Below are 15,961 nucleotides of genomic sequence, written 5' to 3'. Positions count from 1 at the left end.
CTCATGCTCAATTATGTTTGTAAACGCCTGCTGGGGCTTATCCCGACGCTGCTGATTGTGACGGTACTGGTGTTTTTGTTTGTCCATCTGCTGCCGGGCGATCCGGCGCGTCTGGTGGCCGGGCCAGAGGCGGATGCCACCGTCATTGAACTGGTGCGCAAACAGCTTGGTCTCGACCAGCCTCTGTACATGCAGTTTCTCCATTATATTTGCAACGTGCTGCAGGGCGATTTTGGTATCTCGATGGTGTCGCGTCGCCCGGTATCGGAAGAGATTGCCAGCCGCTTTATGCCTACGTTCTGGTTAACGATTGCCAGCATGTGCTGGGCGGTGGTGTTTGGGCTTGGCGCCGGGATTGTCGCTGCCGTCTGGCGCAACCGCTGGCCGGACAAGCTCGGCATGGCACTGGCGGTGACCGGGATCTCTTTCCCTGCCTTTGCGCTGGGGATGCTCCTGATGCAGATTTTCTCCGTGGAGCTGGGCTGGTTGCCCACCGTCGGGGCCGATACCTGGAAGCACTACATTCTGCCGTCCATGACGCTGGGCGCGGCCGTCTCCGCGGTGATGGCGCGCTTCACCCGCGCGTCGTTCGTTGACGTGTTGAGTGAAGATTACATCCGTACCGCACGGGCGAAAGGGGTGAGCGAGAAGTGGGTCATCCTCAAGCACGGTTTTCGCAACGCGATGATCCCGGTGGTGACCATGATGGGGCTGCAGTTCGGCTTCCTGCTGGGGGGCTCTATCGTGGTGGAAAAGGTCTTCAACTGGCCGGGGCTGGGGCGCCTGCTGGTGGATTCGGTCGAGATGCGCGACTATCCGGTCATTCAGGCGGAAGTTCTGCTCTTCTCGCTGGAATTTATTCTTATCAATTTAGTGGTGGATGTGCTGTACGCCGCCATTAATCCGGCCATCAGGTATAAGTAAGATGCGATTGTTGAACTGGCGTCGTCAGGCCATTGTAAACGCTATGCCGGGGCTGAAGCCGGACCATATCCGCACCCCATGGTTTGAATTCTGGCGGCGCTTTCGTCGCCAGCCTGTTGCCATGACGGCGGGGCTGTTTGTACTGCTGCTGATTGTGGTGGCCGCCATTGCGCCGTGGGTGGCACCGTATGATGCGGAAAACTACTTTGATTACGACCGCCTGAATGACGGACCGTCGATGATGCACTGGTTCGGCGTGGACTCTCTGGGACGCGATATTTTTAGCCGCGTGCTGATGGGCGCGCAGATATCGCTCGCCGCCGGGGTGTTTGCGGTGCTTATCGGTGCGGTCATCGGTACCGTTCTGGGTCTGGTGGCAGGGTATTACGAGGGCTGGTGGGACCGGATCATTATGCGCATTTGCGACGTGCTGTTTGCCTTCCCCGGCATTTTGCTGGCAATTGCGGTTGTCGCCATTATGGGCAGCGGCATGGCAAACGTCATCATCGCCGTCGCGGTCTTTTCGATCCCGGCGTTTGCCCGCCTGGTGCGCGGTAATACGCTGGTACTGAAGCAGCAGACCTTTATTGAATCCGCCCGCAGTATGGGGGCCAGCGACGCCAACATCCTGTTCAGCCTTATTCTGCCGGGTACGGTGTCGTCGATTGTTGTCTATTTTACGATGCGTATTGGCGTGTCGATAATTTCCGCCGCCAGCCTGTCGTTTCTGGGATTAGGGGCCCAGCCACCGACGCCGGAGTGGGGCGCGATGCTCAACGAGGCGAGGGCAGATATGGTGATTGCGCCGCACGTGGCGATATTCCCGAGTCTGGCGATTTTCCTGACCGTGCTGGCGTTCAACCTGCTGGGGGATGGGCTGCGCGATGCGCTGGATCCGAGGATTAAGGGGTAGGGCAGTGGAATGTGCCGGGTGGCGGCTACGCCTTACCCGGCCTACAAAACAGGCGCTGGGTGTTTAAACCCGGCTACCCCACAGGTCATACTCGTCGGCGTTTTCCACTTTCACGCGAATGATGTCACCCGGCTTGACGTTGGTTTCCCCGTTCAGGTACACCGCGCCGTCGATTTCAGGGGCATCCGCCATGCTGCGGCCAATCGCGCCTTCTTCGTCAACTTCGTCGATGATGACCATAATTTCGCGGCCCACTTTCTCCTGCAAACGTTCAGCAGAGATCTGCTGTTGCAGCTGCATGAAGCGGTTCCAGCGCTCTTCTTTTACCTCTTCCGGCACCTGATCCGCCAGTTCGTTAGCGGTTGCGCCTTCAACCGGGCTGTACTTGAAGCAGCCTACGCGGTCCAGACGGGCCTCTTTCAGGAAGTCGAGCAACATCTGGAAGTCTTCTTCGGTTTCACCCGGGAAGCCAACGATGAAGGTCGAACGCAGGGTCAGATCCGGGCAGATTTCACGCCACTGCTTGATGCGCGCCAGCTGGCGGTCAACGGAGCCTGGGCGTTTCATCAGCTTCAGGATACGCGGGCTGGCGTGCTGCAGCGGGATATCCAGGTACGGCAGGATTTTGCCTTCGGCCATCAGCGGGATAACGTCGTCAACGTGCGGATAAGGGTAAACGTAGTGCAGACGCGTCCAGATGCCCAGTTTAGCGAGCTGTTCGCACAGGCCGACCATGCTGGTTTTCACCGGCTCGCCGTTGTGGAAACCGGAACGGTGCTTCACATCCACGCCGTAGGCGGAGGTATCCTGGGAGATTACCAGCAGCTCCTTCACGCCCGCATCGGCCAGACGTTTGGCTTCTGCCAGCACTTCGCCAATCGGGCGGCTCACCAGATCGCCACGCATGGACGGGATAATGCAGAAGGTGCAGCGATGGTTGCAGCCTTCGGAAATTTTCAGGTAAGCGTAGTGACGCGGCGTCAGCTTCACCCCCTGTTCCGGCACCAGGCTCAGGAACGGGTTGTGCTTAGGCTTGGGTACGTAGTGATGAACATGTTCCAGCACCTGCTCGTAGCTGTGTGGACCGGTGATCTCCAGCACCTTCGGGTGCACTTCACGGATCTGGTCCTCTTTTGCGCCCAGGCAGCCGGTCACAATCACTTTGCCGTTTTCCGTCAGGGCTTCACCAATGGCTTCCAGGGATTCCTGAACCGCGCTGTCGATAAACCCGCAGGTGTTCACGATCACCATGTCGGCGTTGTCGTAGCTTGGCACCACGTCGTAGCCCTCGGTACGAAGTTCGGTCAGGATGCGTTCAGAATCCACCAGGTTTTTCGGGCAGCCCAGGGAGACAAAGCCGATTTTCGGCGGGTGCGTAACATTGCTCATAGGTTAAAAATTCATCAATTATGGAGTTATCAGGGCGGGATTTTACAGCGTATCGCGGGGGATTTATACACTCTTTGCAGTGCAGATGATGCCCGCGCAGGTTGTAACATTGTAAAGAATGTTAATCAGTTAAGAATAATTGATCTCAGGCATTAAACTGTACAAAAAATAACCTTATTCTGACTATGCACAGGGGCTGACAGAGGAGGAATGAGCATGTCCGTTGACAGACTGAAACGCGATCTGCTGAACAAGCTGATCAACGCCCGAATCGACCTTGCCGCATATCTGCAGCTGAGGAAGGCGAAAGGGTATATGTCAGTCAGCGAAAGCGAACATCTGCGTGATAATTTCTTTGAACTTTGCAATTTCATGCGTGAAAAAGCACCCATCCTGAAAGCGGAATACGCCGAAAGCGAATGTATTGCGCTGCGCCGCGCCGCCGAGGTGCTCTCCATTGCCGGGGTTTGTCTGATGAACGGACGCCATGACTGCCCGACTTTTATCGCAGTAAACGCGGAGAAGCTTGAAAACTGCCTGACAACGCTCTCTCTATGCATCATGTGTCTGAACGAGCACGCGAAGCTTGAACAGCACTGATTCCGGGGGAGGCAACTCCCCCTTCTGATTAAGCTTTTGTAAAAGTGATAACGTGCCTGGACGTAGTGGCTAATCTTTATGCCATATGCCGATAAAGGAGCGCGTTATGCACCGATCCTCGCTGATTTTCCTGCCTGCGTTGTTATTTCCGTTTTCGCTCCTTGCTGCGCCTGATGCGGTTAAGGTTGAGGTATTGCAGAACAAACTCGAACACCCCTGGTCGCTGGCATTCCTGCCGGATAACAAAGGGCTGCTCGTGACGTTGAAGGGCGGCCAGTTGAAACACTGGCAGGCCGGGAAAGGGCTGTCAGACCCGATAACAGGGGTGCCCAAAGTCTGGGACAACGGACAGGGAGGGCTGCTGGACGTGGTGCTGGCGCCGGATTTTGCCACCTCGCGCCGCGTCTGGCTGAGCTACGCCGAGGCAGGCGCTGACGGCAAAGCCGGAACGGCAGTGGGTTATGGGCGCTTAAGCGACGATCTTTCCCGCCTTGAGGCGTTCCAGACGGTGTTCCGTCAGGTGCCGAAACTTTCCACCGGTCACCACTTTGGCGGAAGGCTGGTATTTGATGGCAAAGGCTATCTGTTTATTGCGCTGGGCGAAAACAACCAGCGCCCGACGGCGCAGGATCTGGATAAACTCCAGGGGAAATTGGTGCGCCTGACGGAGGATGGCAAAGTCCCGCCGGATAACCCCTTTGTGAACACCGCCGGTGCGCGGCCGGAAATCTGGTCTTATGGCATTCGTAACCCGCAAGGGATGGCGATGAACCCGTGGAGCGACACGCTGTGGCTTAATGAACATGGCCCGCGTGGCGGGGATGAGATCAACATCCCGGAGAAAGGGAAAAACTATGGCTGGCCGCTGGCGACCCACGGTATCAACTACAGCGGATTAAAAATTCCTGAGGCGAAAGGTGAACACGTTGAAGGAACCGAAAAACCGCTGTTTGTCTGGAAAGTCTCACCCGCCGTGAGCGGAATGGCGTTTTATAACAGTGACGTGTTCCCGCAGTGGAAAAACAAGCTGTTTATCGGGGCGCTGAAAGAGAAGGATGTGATCGTGCTGAGTGTGAACGGCAACACGGTGACCGAGGACGGACGGATCCTGGGCGACCGGAAACAGCGCATCCGCGATGTGCGCGTCGGTCCGGACGGCTATCTGTATGTTCTGACCGATGAAACGGACGGGCAGTTGCTGAAAGTCAGCCCGTCCGGGAGGTGATCAGCTTACCGGAATCATCACCACGTTACGGTAGGCCGGGCGTTCGCTCAGCTGTTTAAGCCAGCGCGCCAGGTGAGGGCGCGGCGTCCACGTCAGACCGAGGTTGGTCAGGTTCCAGACAAATGGCGCAACGGCAATATCGCCTACGCCGAAGTCCGCACCCGAGAACCAGGCGTGTTTCGCCAGCTCATCGTCCATCATCGCAAACAGATTTTCACAGGCGTCCTGCGCCGCATGAATGGCGGGATAGTCGCGCTCGGCTTCGGGGGTTCTGACCAGCCCCATCAGGATCACGCGGTGCGTGGGGGAGAGCGTCTGGTTGGCCCAGTCCATCCATTTTTCCCCCTGCGCGCGGCGGGCCGGATTTTCTACCCACAGACGGCCTTGTCCATACTGGGCGGCCAGGTAGCGGACAATGGTGTTGGATTCCCACAGCGTGGCGTCCGTCTCATCATCGCGCAGCAGCGGCACCAGGCCGTTCGGGTTCATCGCCAGGTAGTCGGCGTCTTTATTAACCCCATACTGCAAACCCGCCATTATCTGGTTAAACGGTAAATCCAGCTCCTCCAGCGTCCAGAGCACTTTTTTGACGTTGGTCGAATTATTCCTTCCCCACAGCGTAATCATAATTACTCCCGATAAGATGTGAATCCGAGTCAGCTTTTCGCCATGGTGAGATAAACCTAACAATTACGCAACAGAAGAGAAAAAAATCGCCTTAATCAAAGCGTATCTGAATGTTATTGCATAAACTTTAATAACTTTACCCTCGTTGGGTTTCATTAACCGTTTTAGTGCGCTATTACTCATCGCTTCTTGCGACACGGTGATGTGACGTAATTTTTGAATGGACACTCGGGTGGCATTTATGACGCGAAAAATGACTTCTCTGCGCAGCCTGGCGGCAGGCTCCGCGCTCCTTTTCCTGTTTGCACCAACTCTCTATGCGGCTGAGCAGGCTGCGCCCGAAGCGCCGCCGGTAGATGCGCGTGCCTGGATCCTGATGGATTACTCCAGCGGTAAAGTGCTGGCGGAAGGCAATGCTGATGAAAAACTCGACCCGGCCAGCCTGACCAAAATCATGACCAGCTACGTGGTTGGCCAGGCGTTGAAGGCGGGTAAGATCAAGCTCGACGATATGGTCACCATCGGGAAGGACGCCTGGGCGACCGGCAACCCGGCGCTGCGCGGGTCATCGGTAATGTTCCTGAAACCGGGCGATCAGGTTTCCGTTTCCGATCTGAATAAAGGGGTGATTATCCAGTCCGGCAACGATGCCTGTATCGCCCTGGCAGATTATGTTGCGGGAAGCCAGGACTCGTTTATTGGCCTGATGAACGGCTATGCGCAAAAGCTGGGTCTGACCAATACCACTTTTAAAACCGTCCACGGTCTGGATGCGCCGGGCCAGTTCAGTACCGCGCGCGATATGGCGCTGCTCGGCAAGGCGCTCATCCACGATGTGCCGGACGAATATGCCATCCACAAAGAGAAAGAGTTTACCTTTAATAAAATCCGCCAGCCGAACCGCAACCGTCTGCTGTGGAGCAGCAACGTCAACGTTGACGGGATGAAAACCGGCACCACGGCCGGGGCGGGTTATAACCTGGTGGCCTCCGCGACCCAGGGTGACATGCGTCTGATCTCGGTGGTGTTGGGCACCAAAACCGACCGTATTCGTTTTAACGAGTCAGAAAAACTGCTGACCTGGGGCTTCCGCTTCTTTGAAACCGTGACGCCGATTAAACCGGATGCCACGTTCGTCAGCCAGCGCGTCTGGTTTGGTGACAAGAGTGAGGTGAACCTGGGGGCCGGTGAAGCCGGGTCGGTGACCATTCCACGTGGTCAATTGAAAAACCTGAAAGCGAGCTATACCCTGACCGATCCGCAGCTCACCGCGCCGCTGAAAAAAGGCCAGGTGGTCGGGACGATTGATTTCCAGTTAAACGGTAAGTCGATTGAACAGCGTCCGCTGATTGTGATGGAAGCGGTCGAAGAGGGCGGCTTCTTCAGCCGGATGTGGGACTTCGTGATGATGAAATTCCATAGCTGGTTTGGCAGCTGGTTTAGTTAAGTCTTCCAGCTTTTCACCCTCTCCCAGTGGGAGAGGGTCTGATGCCCTCTCAATACATCAACTTCACCTGCTGCGCCTTCGCGTAGGTCACGTATTCTTCATCCGGGCGGCAATCGCTGACGATGGCATTGAACTGTGCCAGCTCGCCCATCCGTGCCGGACGCACCTTGCCGAACTTGCTGTGATCCACCACCAGCACATGGTACTGCGCGGCGCTTAATGCCCAGTGTTTTACCGGCAGCTCTTCCAGGTTAAAACAGGTCGCCCCCTGACGGGTACTCACGCCCGCCGCGGAGTAAAACGCGATATCCGGACACAAATTGCTGAGCGTGTCCTGAAGATTGAGCGGCTTAAAAATGGCGTTGCTGGCGTGGAACTCACCGCCGCAGAGGATCACCCGGCACTCGGGTTTCTCCTGAAGGGCCAGGAAGGTGTTCAGCGAGTAGCACACGGCGGTAAAGGGGATGCTGCTGTCGATGGCTTCGATTATCCACGGCGTGGTGGTGCCGCAGTCAAAAAACAGCGTCTGGTGCGGTTGTACCAGAGAGGCCGCCAGACGGGCGGCTTTGCGTTTCTCTTCAACCAGGCGTGTCTTTTGATCGCTGATCAGATAATGACTGGCGCTACGTGGCTCCAGCACAATATAGCCGCCCAGCAGCACGACGGGCGCGCTCTCGCTGTTCAGGTCACGGCGAATGGTCATCTCTGAAACGCCGAGGAGGGTAGCGGCTTCCTTAAGATGAAGCTTATCACTGCGCTTCAGCGCCTGTATCAACTGAGCTATGCGGTCATCGCGGCGTGTTTCCATAGATCCTCAGGATGAAAAAGTGAGCCCCCGCAGGGCGGGGGCTCAAGTGTAACCTGTCATACCGGGGTTAGTCACGTATCCAGCCTTTGCGGATCGGGATAGCGAAAAGGGTGCGATAGAGAGACGAGAGTCCGCGATACAGCGCCAGCCCGAAGAGGTTCCACAGGATCGCCGCGCTGACGCAGCCGATCAGCCCCACCAGGAAGCCGCCTACCATATCCAGCGGCCAGTGTACGCCCAGATACACGCGAGACCAGGCAATGGCGACCGCAATGGCCATCAGCAGCGCACCTGACCACAGGCGATGCCAGAACAGGAAGGCCAGCGCAAAAGCAAAGATCACCGTACCGTGATCGCTTGGGAACGAGTCATCCGGCGCGTGGTGCAGGAAGGTATAGCCGACGTGTTCGACAAAAGGACGATCGTGCGGGAAGGCGAGACCCAGAACATAGCTGACCAGCACGCTGACCCCCAGCGTCATCGCCACTTTGATCACCAGCTGACGCTGCGCGTTGACCTGGCTGCGCGGTCCCCACAGCCAGAGGATAGCCGCCAGCACAGGCACAATACTAATCAGATCTTTTGCCAGGAAAGTGGCCAGATCGATCATCCACTCAGGCGAGGCCGGGGTGGCGTTGATCAGATAAAACAGCTGGTAATTAAGATTCTCTAACATAGCGTTTTTACTCTTTAGCAAACCAGGCAGAAACGAGGCCGTAGACCGCTACCTGGGAAAACCAGACCCACCACCCAGCCCACAGGTTGTGAGAGAAAAAATGCGCCCCGCGCATGACCTGACCAAAGCCCATCGCCAGACCTAACACCACGCCGAAGGCCACAAAGCTCCAGGCGAGACGAGGACGCTCGCGCCAGAAGGCAAAGAACAGACCCATCACCATAAAGCCGCTGGACGCATGGCCGCCGGGGAAGCAGCGACCAGGACCGCTGTCTGCCGGAGCGGAACTGAACAGGGGGTAAGAGACGGCCTTACCGCCATACTCCACCAGATCCCACGGGCAGCTGTGATGGCTCAGGCTTTTCAGCACGCCAACCACCAGCGTGCCAAGCCCCATCAGCAGTGCGGCAGTGACCAGTCTCGCATTGCGCTTCCAGGCACCGTAAAACAGCGCCCCAACCGCCATGGCAATGGCGATGTACTTCGCCAGCCGGTGGTTCAGCAGATCCAGCAGCGGGTTTTTCTGCAACGGGAAACGGTGTGTTGCCGCGTCATACCAAAAGCCAGTGATCCATTTATCAAGCGTTTCGCCGCGAGAAAGCCAGGTAAACACCACGGCAAGGGCGATCAGCACTAAAAGCTGATAACCATAAAAGCGCACAGGCAAGCGGTAAAGTTGTTTTGTCTTATTTGTCTGTAACTTAGACAATTCTGAACGAGGGGATATGCGGGTCATAGAGTTGGTTGGCAGCGTGAAATATGGCTATCATATTGGTGTCAACTTAAGGAAACCTTAAACAACGACGATAAATGCTTTATTTCTGTTTCTTCTGGATAATTTGCTATCTCAGACAGCGGCAATTCATTACACTCATCGCGATTTTTTCATCATAAAGAGATTGCATGTTAAACCGTTCTTCTTCGGGTACGCGTCTGGGTCGTCAGGCGTTACTTTTCCCTCTGTGTCTGGTGCTTTACGAGTTCTCTACCTATATCGGCAACGATATGATCCAGCCCGGCATGCTGGCCGTGGTGGCGCAATACAACGCAGGTATTGAATGGGTGCCGACCTCTATGACCGCCTACCTGGCTGGCGGCATGTTTTTACAGTGGCTGTTAGGGCCGCTGTCGGATCGTATTGGCCGCCGTCCGGTGATGCTGACGGGCGTGGTGTGGTTTATCGTGACCTGTCTCGCCACGCTGCTGGCGCAAAACATTGAACAGTTCACCCTGCTGCGTTTCCTGCAGGGGGTAAGCCTGTGCTTTATCGGTGCCGTGGGGTATGCCGCCATTCAGGAGTCCTTTGAGGAGGCGGTGTGTATCAAAATCACCGCGCTGATGGCGAACGTGGCGCTGATTGCTCCGTTGCTGGGGCCGCTGGTGGGCGCCGCGTGGGTGCATGTGGCACCGTGGGAAGGCATGTTTGTGCTCTTCGCCGTGCTGGCCGCCATCGCGTTCTTTGGCCTGCACCGCGCAATGCCGGAAACGGCCACCCGACTGGGTGAGACGCTGTCGCTGAAAGAGCTGGGACGGGATTATAAAGCAGTGCTGAAAAACGGCCGCTTTGTGGCAGGCGCGCTGGCAACGGGCTTTGTTAGCCTGCCGCTGCTGGCGTGGATCGCCCAGTCACCGGTCATTATCATCAGCGGTGAACAGCTCAGCAGTTACGAGTACGGGCTGCTGCAGGTGCCGATTTTTGGCGCACTGATTATCGGTAACCTTGTGCTGGCGCGTCTGACATCACGACGCACGGTGCGCTCGCTCATCATCATGGGCGGCTGGCCGATTGCGGCGGGCCTTACCGTGGCCGCGGTGGCGACGGTGGTATCATCTCATGCCTATCTGTGGATGACGGCGGGGTTGAGTATTTATGCCTTCGGTATTGGCGTGGCGAATGCCGGGCTGGTGCGTCTGACGCTGTTTGCCAGCGAGATGAGTAAAGGCACCGTTTCGGCGGCGATGGGGATGCTGCAGATGCTGATTTTTACCGTCGGGATCGAGGTGAGCAAGCACGCTTATGCGCTCGGCGGCAACGGTCTGTTCAGCCTGTTTAACCTCGCCAACGGCGTGCTGTGGGTTATCCTGATGGTGATGTTCCTGAAAGACAAACGCGTCGGGAACGCCCTGCAGCCATAATTCTTATTCCCTCTCCCGGTGGGAGAGGGGCAGGGTGAGGGCACCAGAGCGCACGGAATCAATTAAACGGTGCTTCTCTGTTGAGCACCTTATCAATCACATCCAGTACGCCTTCCTCGTTATTATGCGGCGCTTCAAACCGCGCCGCTGCTTTAATATGCGGTCTGGCATTCGCCATCGCAAAGCTGAAGCCTGACTGGCGCAGCATCTCCACATCGTTCCCGCTGTCACCGAAAGCCACCACCTCGCTGTCGTCAATGCCCCAGCGCTGTTGCAGGATCCGCAGGCCGTTGGCTTTATGCACGCCGGGGATAATCAGATCGATACTGCCATGGCCGGTCGTGACGGGCACCATAATGTCGTTGAGTTTTTCGTGCAGCATGGCCTGAATGCGCGGGATTTCATCATCAGAAACGTTGAGTCCGAACTTGAAGAAAATATCGTTCAGGTTGTCGAAATCACTTACCATTTCGAGGCGATGATAGTACTTCGCGGCGATAGCTTTGAACTCATCATCATAGGCTTTGAGCGTATAGGCACTGCCTTTGCCGCAGGCGATAATCTCAATGCCGGGAACGTCGTTTAGCACGGCAGCAACGGTGTCGAAGTGCGTTTTCGACAGTTCACCGTTAAAAACATCTTCCCCGGCGCTGACCACCCAGCCACCGTTTTCGGCGACAAACGCAATCTCATGCGCAATCTCCGGGAAGAAGGAGATCAGCTGGTAATACTGGTTACCGCTGGCCACCACAAAGCGAATACCTTGCTCCTTCATGCGCGCATACTGCGCCAGAAAACGTTCGCGATTGTAGGTTTTCGCGTCGCTCAGGAAGGTGCCATCCATGTCGACTGCAATCAGTTTAACGCTCATATCCCTTCTCCAGTGTCGTTTGTTCTTTTTCCGGCTTCGCCACGGCGCGCGCCACCAGCGCCGCAATCATGACCAACCCTAATACCACCAGCATGGCGCTGCGCAGCCCGTAGTGCTCACCCAGGAAGCCCAGCAGCGGCGGCCCGACCAGGAAGGCCAGATAGCCTGTGGTTGCCACCACGCTGACGCGCGTCGGGGCATCCGGGCCGGTATCGCTGGCGGCGGAGATGGTCAACGGGAAGCCAAGTGAGGCACCCAGGCCCCAGAGGATCACCGATACGCCGGCAATCCAGTCCACATCCACGAAGATGATCATTGCAATGCCCAGCCCGCCGAGCAGGGCGCTGGCGCGCACCACCGCCACGCGGCTGTAGCGGTCGATAAACCAGCCGCCGGTAAAGCGTCCGACGGTCATCCCCAGCGTAAACCCGGCGTAAATCAGCGAGCCGGAGGTCGGACTAAAGCCGTGGCCGTCCACCATCAGCAGCGGCAGCCAGTCGTTGGCGGAGCCTTCGGCAAACGCCATCGCCAGCACCACCACGCCGATCAGCATCAGCTGGAAATCACGGTAGAACGGCAGCCCTTTTTCCGCCGTTTTGTGTTCATCAGAGGTGTTTTTGCCCGTGCCGTCCGGAATGGCGCGGATGCCGGTCAGCACCGGCACAACAGAGATCAGCGCGGCCAGCAGGATATGCAGATTCGCGCTCACGCCGGAGGCCGTCAGCGCCATGCCCACGCCCGCACCTGCCAGCGTGCCAAGGCTGTAAAAGCCATGCATCATTGGCAGCACGGTTTTATTCATCTGGCGCTCGACCGCAGCCCCTTCAACGTTAATAGCCACTTCCGCCGCGCCAAAGCTACCACCAAAGATCAACAGACCCAGGGCAAACATGACCGGCGAGGCATACCACAGCGCCACGCTGAGCACCAGCATCCCCAGTATTGCGCAGCACATGGTGGTGCGGATCACCGCCCGGGTACCAAAGCGCTTCACCAGCCACGCCGAGCAGAGAATACCGCTCATTGAGCCTATCGACAGGCCAAACAGCACAATGCCCATCTCCGCGGTGGAGACCGACAAAATGTCGCGGATTGCCGGGGTACGCGTGGCCCAGGACGCCATCAGCAGACCCGGAATAAAGAAGAACATGAAAAGCGCCCACATGCGCAACCGCAGGGCCTTACGGGATGAGGTCAGAGTCATTGAGATAAGCACCAGAAGCACAACAGTAGCGACAACACTAGCAAGTTTGTGTACATTTGTACACAAATCAGATGAGGCATGTATGAGCAGACCACCTAACGACCCGCATCGCCGGGAGAAGATCCTGCAGGCGACGCTGGACACCATTGCTGAGCACGGTATCCATGCCGTCACGCACCGTAAAATCGCCAGCTGTGCCGGGGTTCCGCTGGGGTCGATGACCTACTATTTCGACGGCATGGAGTCGCTGCTGGAAGAGGCTTTCACGTGGTTTACCCGGCAGATGTCGCAGCAATACCGTGATTTCTTCGCGGGGGTAACCAGCCCGGAGATGGCGTGTGAATCCATCACCACGCTGATCCACAGCTCGCAGGTGACGACGCCGCACAACATGGCGCTGATGTACCAGCTCTACACTTTTATGCACCGCAGCGCGGCGCTAAAAACGGTAATGCAGGACTGGATGCAGATGAGCCAGACGACGCTTGAGCAGTGGTTTGACCCGGTTACCACCCGCGCGCTGGACGCCTTTATCGAAGGAATGACGCTGCACTTTGTCACCGACAGAGCGCCGCTAACGCGCGAGGAGATCCGGGCGATGGTGGGAAGGATTGCAGGCGAGAGGGACCGCTAGCCTGCAGGCCCGACTCTATTTCTGAGTGATTTTTTTCCCGCTGGCATCCACGACGGCTTCACCGTCCTCTTTCGTAAATGCCCCTTTCTGCGCATCCGGCAGAATATCGAGGACCACTTCAGACGGGCGGCACAGGCGGGTGCCCAGCGGCGTCACCACAATCGGACGGTTAATCAGGATCGGGTGTTGCAGCATAAAACCGATAAGCTGGTCGTCAGTGAATGTATCTTCTGCCAGGCCCAGTTGCTCATAGGGCTCCACGTTTGTACGCAGCAGCGCCCGCACCGAAATGCCCATCTCGGCAATCAGTTTGATCAGTTCATCGCGTGACGGCGGATTTTCCAGATAGAGAATGATCTCTGGCTCGGTGCCGCTGTTGCGGATCATCTCCAGCGTGTTGCGCGAGGTGCCGCAGGCGGGATTGTGGTAAATGGTGATGTTGGTCATATCAGTGGCTCATTACAGTGTGAAGGAGAGACGTAACGCCAGCGCGGCGAGCGTCACAAACAGAACCGGCAGCGTCATGATGATGCCCGTCCGGAAATAGTAGCCCCAGGTAATGGTCATGTTTTTTTGCGCCAGCACGTGGAGCCAGAGCAGGGTGGCGAGACTACCGATAGGCGTGATTTTTGGCCCCAGATCGCAGCCAATCACGTTGGCGTAAATCATCGCTTCTTTAATCAATCCTGTTGCCGTGCTGCCATCAATAGAGAGCGCGCCAATCAGCACCGTGGGCATATTGTTCATTATGGATGACAGGAAGGCGGTGATGAACCCGGTTCCGAGGGTAGTTACCCATAAACCGTGGGTGGAGAGCACATTCAGTACGCCTGAAAGGTATTCGGTTAACCCGGCGTTACGCAAACCGTAGACCACCAGATACATCCCCAGTGAGAAGATGACGATCTGCCACGGTGCGCCGCGCAGCACTTTTCCGGTATTAATCGCGTGTCCGCGTTTTGCAACGGCGAATAAAATCAGCGCGCCAGCTGTTGCAATGGCGCTGACCGGAATGCCGAGAGGCTCAAGCACAAAGAAGCCGACGAGAAGAAGCAGCAGCACTATCCAGCCTGTTCTGAAGGTCGGGAGATCGTGAATGGCCCGGGCGGGCTCCTGGAGTTTCGCAAGATCATATGCCGGTGGAATTTCCTTGCGAAAGAACAGATGCAGCATCACCAGCGTGGCAGCAATCGCGGCGATATCAACCGGGATCATAACCGAGGCGTATTCGCTGAACCCCAGCTTAAAGAAGTCTGCCGACACAATGTTGACCAGGTTCGAGACAATCAGCGGCAGGCTGGCGGTATCGGCGATAAAACCTGCCGCCATCACAAACGCCAGCGTGGCCTGCTTGCTGAACCCCAGCGCAAGCAGCATGGCAATGACGATAGGTGTCAGGATCAACGCTGCACCATCATTGGCAAACAGCGCCGCGACGGCCGCCCCCAGCAGCACGATATAAGTAAACAGCAAACGCCCCCGACCGTTTCCCCAGCGGGCGACATGCAGCGCCGCCCACTCGAAAAAGCCGGACTCATCCAGCAGCAGGCTGATGATAATAACGGCGATAAACGTCGCCGTGGCATTCCAGACGATATTCCACACCACCGGAATATCGTTAAGGTGGATCACGCCGCTGGCCAGCGCCAGCACGGCGCCAATCGTCGCGCTCCAGCCGATACTGAGCCCTTTGGGCTGCCAGATGACCAGTACCAGCGTAAACAGAAAAATTGCTCCTGCCAGAAACATCGCTTACCCCGTTATATCTGTTTTAATGAATGTATTTAACACGTCCCTGGAAGGCTATTCTTTAGCCTTGCACGCGTTTCTTCCCGCAGGCAGTTCCAGCTGTTATCGATGACGGTAGCTGCCCACGCAGGCATGTTCGGAGACAAACGGTAATAGACCCACTTCCCCTCACGACGGTCGATAACCAGCCCGGACTCGCGAAGTAAGGCCATATGGCGCGAGACTTTCGGCTGTGACTCCGTGGTTGCGGAACAGAGATCGCAGACACATAGCTCACCGGCTTCACGCAGAAGCATGACGATGGAGAGCCGCGTTTCGTCGGAGAGGGTTTTGAAAAGCTGAAGCGGATGAAGCATGGTTGAACCCTGCGGGTAGTTGATACATATTTGTTTAATCATATATGTTTGAGGTGGGGGAGGGAAGAGGGGAAAAATCTGGCTTGCTGGTAAAGTGAAAAATCGTCTGGAAGCGCTCATGAGCTTTGGTTATTCTTTGTGCGGATTGAGACCAATATGGATGAGATATGGACGCTAAACAGGTTGCACTAGGAATACTCGATGGGATCTCCTCCATACCTAATACGGCTTACATGGGTATGGTAAGGAGTTGGGAAGGGAGCGGACTCGCAGGAGATAGTGCCAAACAACGGAACCAGGCTGAGACAGAGCGCTTTTTCTCTATGCTCAAAAGTTTGGGAAATGCTGAGTCCCCTCTACGCAGACTGATTAGTATTGTTTTCACCTCTTTCTATCAGAAGC

General features: G+C 56.6%; 17 protein-coding genes and 1 pseudogene. 8 read left to right on the top strand and 10 right to left on the bottom strand.

Annotation, left to right across the window (positions count from 1 at the left end; all coding sequences use genetic code 11):
• Positions 1–3: 3 nt before the first annotated feature.
• Both gsiC and gsiD read left to right on the top strand, forming a co-directional pair.
• Positions 4–924, top strand: coding sequence for a glutathione ABC transporter permease GsiC (gsiC, locus tag M8370_RS18235; RefSeq protein WP_250021547.1), 921 nt, complete (start codon positions 4–6; stop codon positions 922–924).
• 1 nt (position 925) lies between these two features.
• Positions 926–1,837: a glutathione ABC transporter permease GsiD gene (gene gsiD / locus M8370_RS18230; RefSeq protein WP_250021546.1), complete on the top strand. Its 912-nt coding sequence runs from the start codon at positions 926–928 to the stop codon at positions 1,835–1,837.
• 63 nt (positions 1,838–1,900) lie between these two features.
• Here the strand turns inward: gsiD and rimO are convergent, their stop codons facing one another.
• The gene (rimO, locus tag M8370_RS18225; protein ID WP_013097432.1) at positions 1,901–3,226 is read right to left on the bottom strand and encodes a 30S ribosomal protein S12 methylthiotransferase RimO; all 1,326 of its coding nucleotides are present in this window, start codon (positions 3,224–3,226) and stop codon (positions 1,901–1,903) included.
• A 216-nt stretch (positions 3,227–3,442) separates the two neighbouring features.
• On the opposite strand from rimO, the gene bssR reads away from it, so the two are divergent.
• Entirely contained in the window at positions 3,443–3,826 is a 384-nt protein-coding gene (bssR, locus tag M8370_RS18220; RefSeq protein ID WP_013097430.1) for a biofilm formation regulator BssR, read from the top strand.
• A gap of 106 nt (positions 3,827–3,932) precedes the next feature.
• Complete coding sequence (locus M8370_RS18215) at positions 3,933–5,051, top strand: PQQ-dependent sugar dehydrogenase (protein ID WP_178328379.1); 1,119 nt, start codon at positions 3,933–3,935, stop codon at positions 5,049–5,051.
• Here M8370_RS18215 and M8370_RS18210 read toward each other — a convergent pair whose 3' ends face one another.
• Entirely contained in the window at positions 5,052–5,678 is a 627-nt protein-coding gene (locus M8370_RS18210; protein WP_013097428.1) for a glutathione S-transferase family protein, read from the bottom strand.
• Positions 5,679–5,919: 241 nt separating this feature from the next.
• Between M8370_RS18210 and dacC the strand changes: the two genes are divergently transcribed.
• Entirely contained in the window at positions 5,920–7,125 is a 1,206-nt protein-coding gene (gene dacC, locus M8370_RS18205; protein WP_014831210.1) for a serine-type D-Ala-D-Ala carboxypeptidase, read from the top strand.
• A 49-nt stretch (positions 7,126–7,174) separates the two neighbouring features.
• Here dacC and deoR read toward each other — a convergent pair whose 3' ends face one another.
• From deoR to M8370_RS18190, 3 genes are all read right to left on the bottom strand, one after another.
• A complete protein-coding gene (gene deoR / locus M8370_RS18200; protein WP_013097425.1) occupies positions 7,175–7,933 on the bottom strand; it encodes a DNA-binding transcriptional repressor DeoR in 759 nt (252 codons plus the stop codon).
• A 67-nt stretch (positions 7,934–8,000) separates the two neighbouring features.
• Complete coding sequence (gene ybjG, locus M8370_RS18195) at positions 8,001–8,609, bottom strand: undecaprenyl-diphosphate phosphatase (protein ID WP_020689884.1); 609 nt, start codon at positions 8,607–8,609, stop codon at positions 8,001–8,003.
• A gap of 7 nt (positions 8,610–8,616) precedes the next feature.
• Positions 8,617–9,345 carry a phosphatase PAP2 family protein gene (locus tag M8370_RS18190; RefSeq protein WP_029882876.1) on the bottom strand — a complete coding sequence of 243 codons (729 nt, stop codon included), beginning with the start codon at positions 9,343–9,345 and terminating at the stop codon, positions 8,617–8,619.
• A gap of 167 nt (positions 9,346–9,512) precedes the next feature.
• On the opposite strand from M8370_RS18190, the gene M8370_RS18185 reads away from it, so the two are divergent.
• Positions 9,513–10,745 carry an MFS transporter gene (locus M8370_RS18185; RefSeq protein ID WP_013097422.1) on the top strand — a complete coding sequence of 411 codons (1,233 nt, stop codon included), beginning with the start codon at positions 9,513–9,515 and terminating at the stop codon, positions 10,743–10,745.
• Positions 10,746–10,803: 58 nt separating this feature from the next.
• Here M8370_RS18185 and M8370_RS18180 read toward each other — a convergent pair whose 3' ends face one another.
• The gene (locus M8370_RS18180; protein WP_023620241.1) at positions 10,804–11,616 is read right to left on the bottom strand and encodes a Cof-type HAD-IIB family hydrolase; all 813 of its coding nucleotides are present in this window, start codon (positions 11,614–11,616) and stop codon (positions 10,804–10,806) included.
• Positions 11,606–12,820 (bottom strand): MFS transporter, encoded by a 1,215-nt coding sequence (locus tag M8370_RS18175; RefSeq protein WP_250021545.1) that lies wholly within the window; start codon positions 12,818–12,820, stop codon positions 11,606–11,608. Before M8370_RS18175 ends, M8370_RS18180 begins: the two co-directional genes overlap by 11 nt.
• A gap of 82 nt (positions 12,821–12,902) precedes the next feature.
• Between M8370_RS18175 and M8370_RS18170 the strand changes: the two genes are divergently transcribed.
• On the top strand, positions 12,903–13,454 hold the full coding sequence (locus M8370_RS18170) for a TetR/AcrR family transcriptional regulator (RefSeq protein ID WP_062856878.1): 552 nt from the start codon (positions 12,903–12,905) through the stop codon (positions 13,452–13,454).
• Between the two features lie 15 nt (positions 13,455–13,469).
• Here M8370_RS18170 and arsC read toward each other — a convergent pair whose 3' ends face one another.
• Genes arsC through M8370_RS18155 form a run of 3 tightly spaced genes read right to left on the bottom strand, consistent with a single transcriptional unit; the run spans position 13,470 to position 15,559 of the window.
• Entirely contained in the window at positions 13,470–13,901 is a 432-nt protein-coding gene (gene arsC, locus M8370_RS18165; RefSeq protein WP_095907558.1) for a glutaredoxin-dependent arsenate reductase, read from the bottom strand.
• A 12-nt stretch (positions 13,902–13,913) separates the two neighbouring features.
• Positions 13,914–15,203, bottom strand: coding sequence for an arsenic transporter (locus tag M8370_RS18160; RefSeq protein ID WP_250021544.1), 1,290 nt, complete (start codon positions 15,201–15,203; stop codon positions 13,914–13,916).
• Positions 15,204–15,238: 35 nt separating this feature from the next.
• The gene (locus M8370_RS18155; RefSeq protein ID WP_029882880.1) at positions 15,239–15,559 is read right to left on the bottom strand and encodes a metalloregulator ArsR/SmtB family transcription factor; all 321 of its coding nucleotides are present in this window, start codon (positions 15,557–15,559) and stop codon (positions 15,239–15,241) included.
• Positions 15,560–15,726: 167 nt separating this feature from the next.
• On the opposite strand from M8370_RS18155, the pseudogene M8370_RS18150 reads away from it, so the two are divergent.
• A pseudogene (locus M8370_RS18150) lies at positions 15,727–15,961 on the top strand (hypothetical protein); the annotation flags it as partial.

This window comes from Enterobacter cloacae complex sp. OE43NF (assembly GCF_023544405.1).
GTDB classification, from domain to species: domain Bacteria; phylum Pseudomonadota; class Gammaproteobacteria; order Enterobacterales; family Enterobacteriaceae; genus Enterobacter; species Enterobacter cloacae.
The sequence above is the reverse complement of the archived record's forward strand: the minus strand, read 5'-3'. Positions and strand labels throughout refer to the sequence as shown.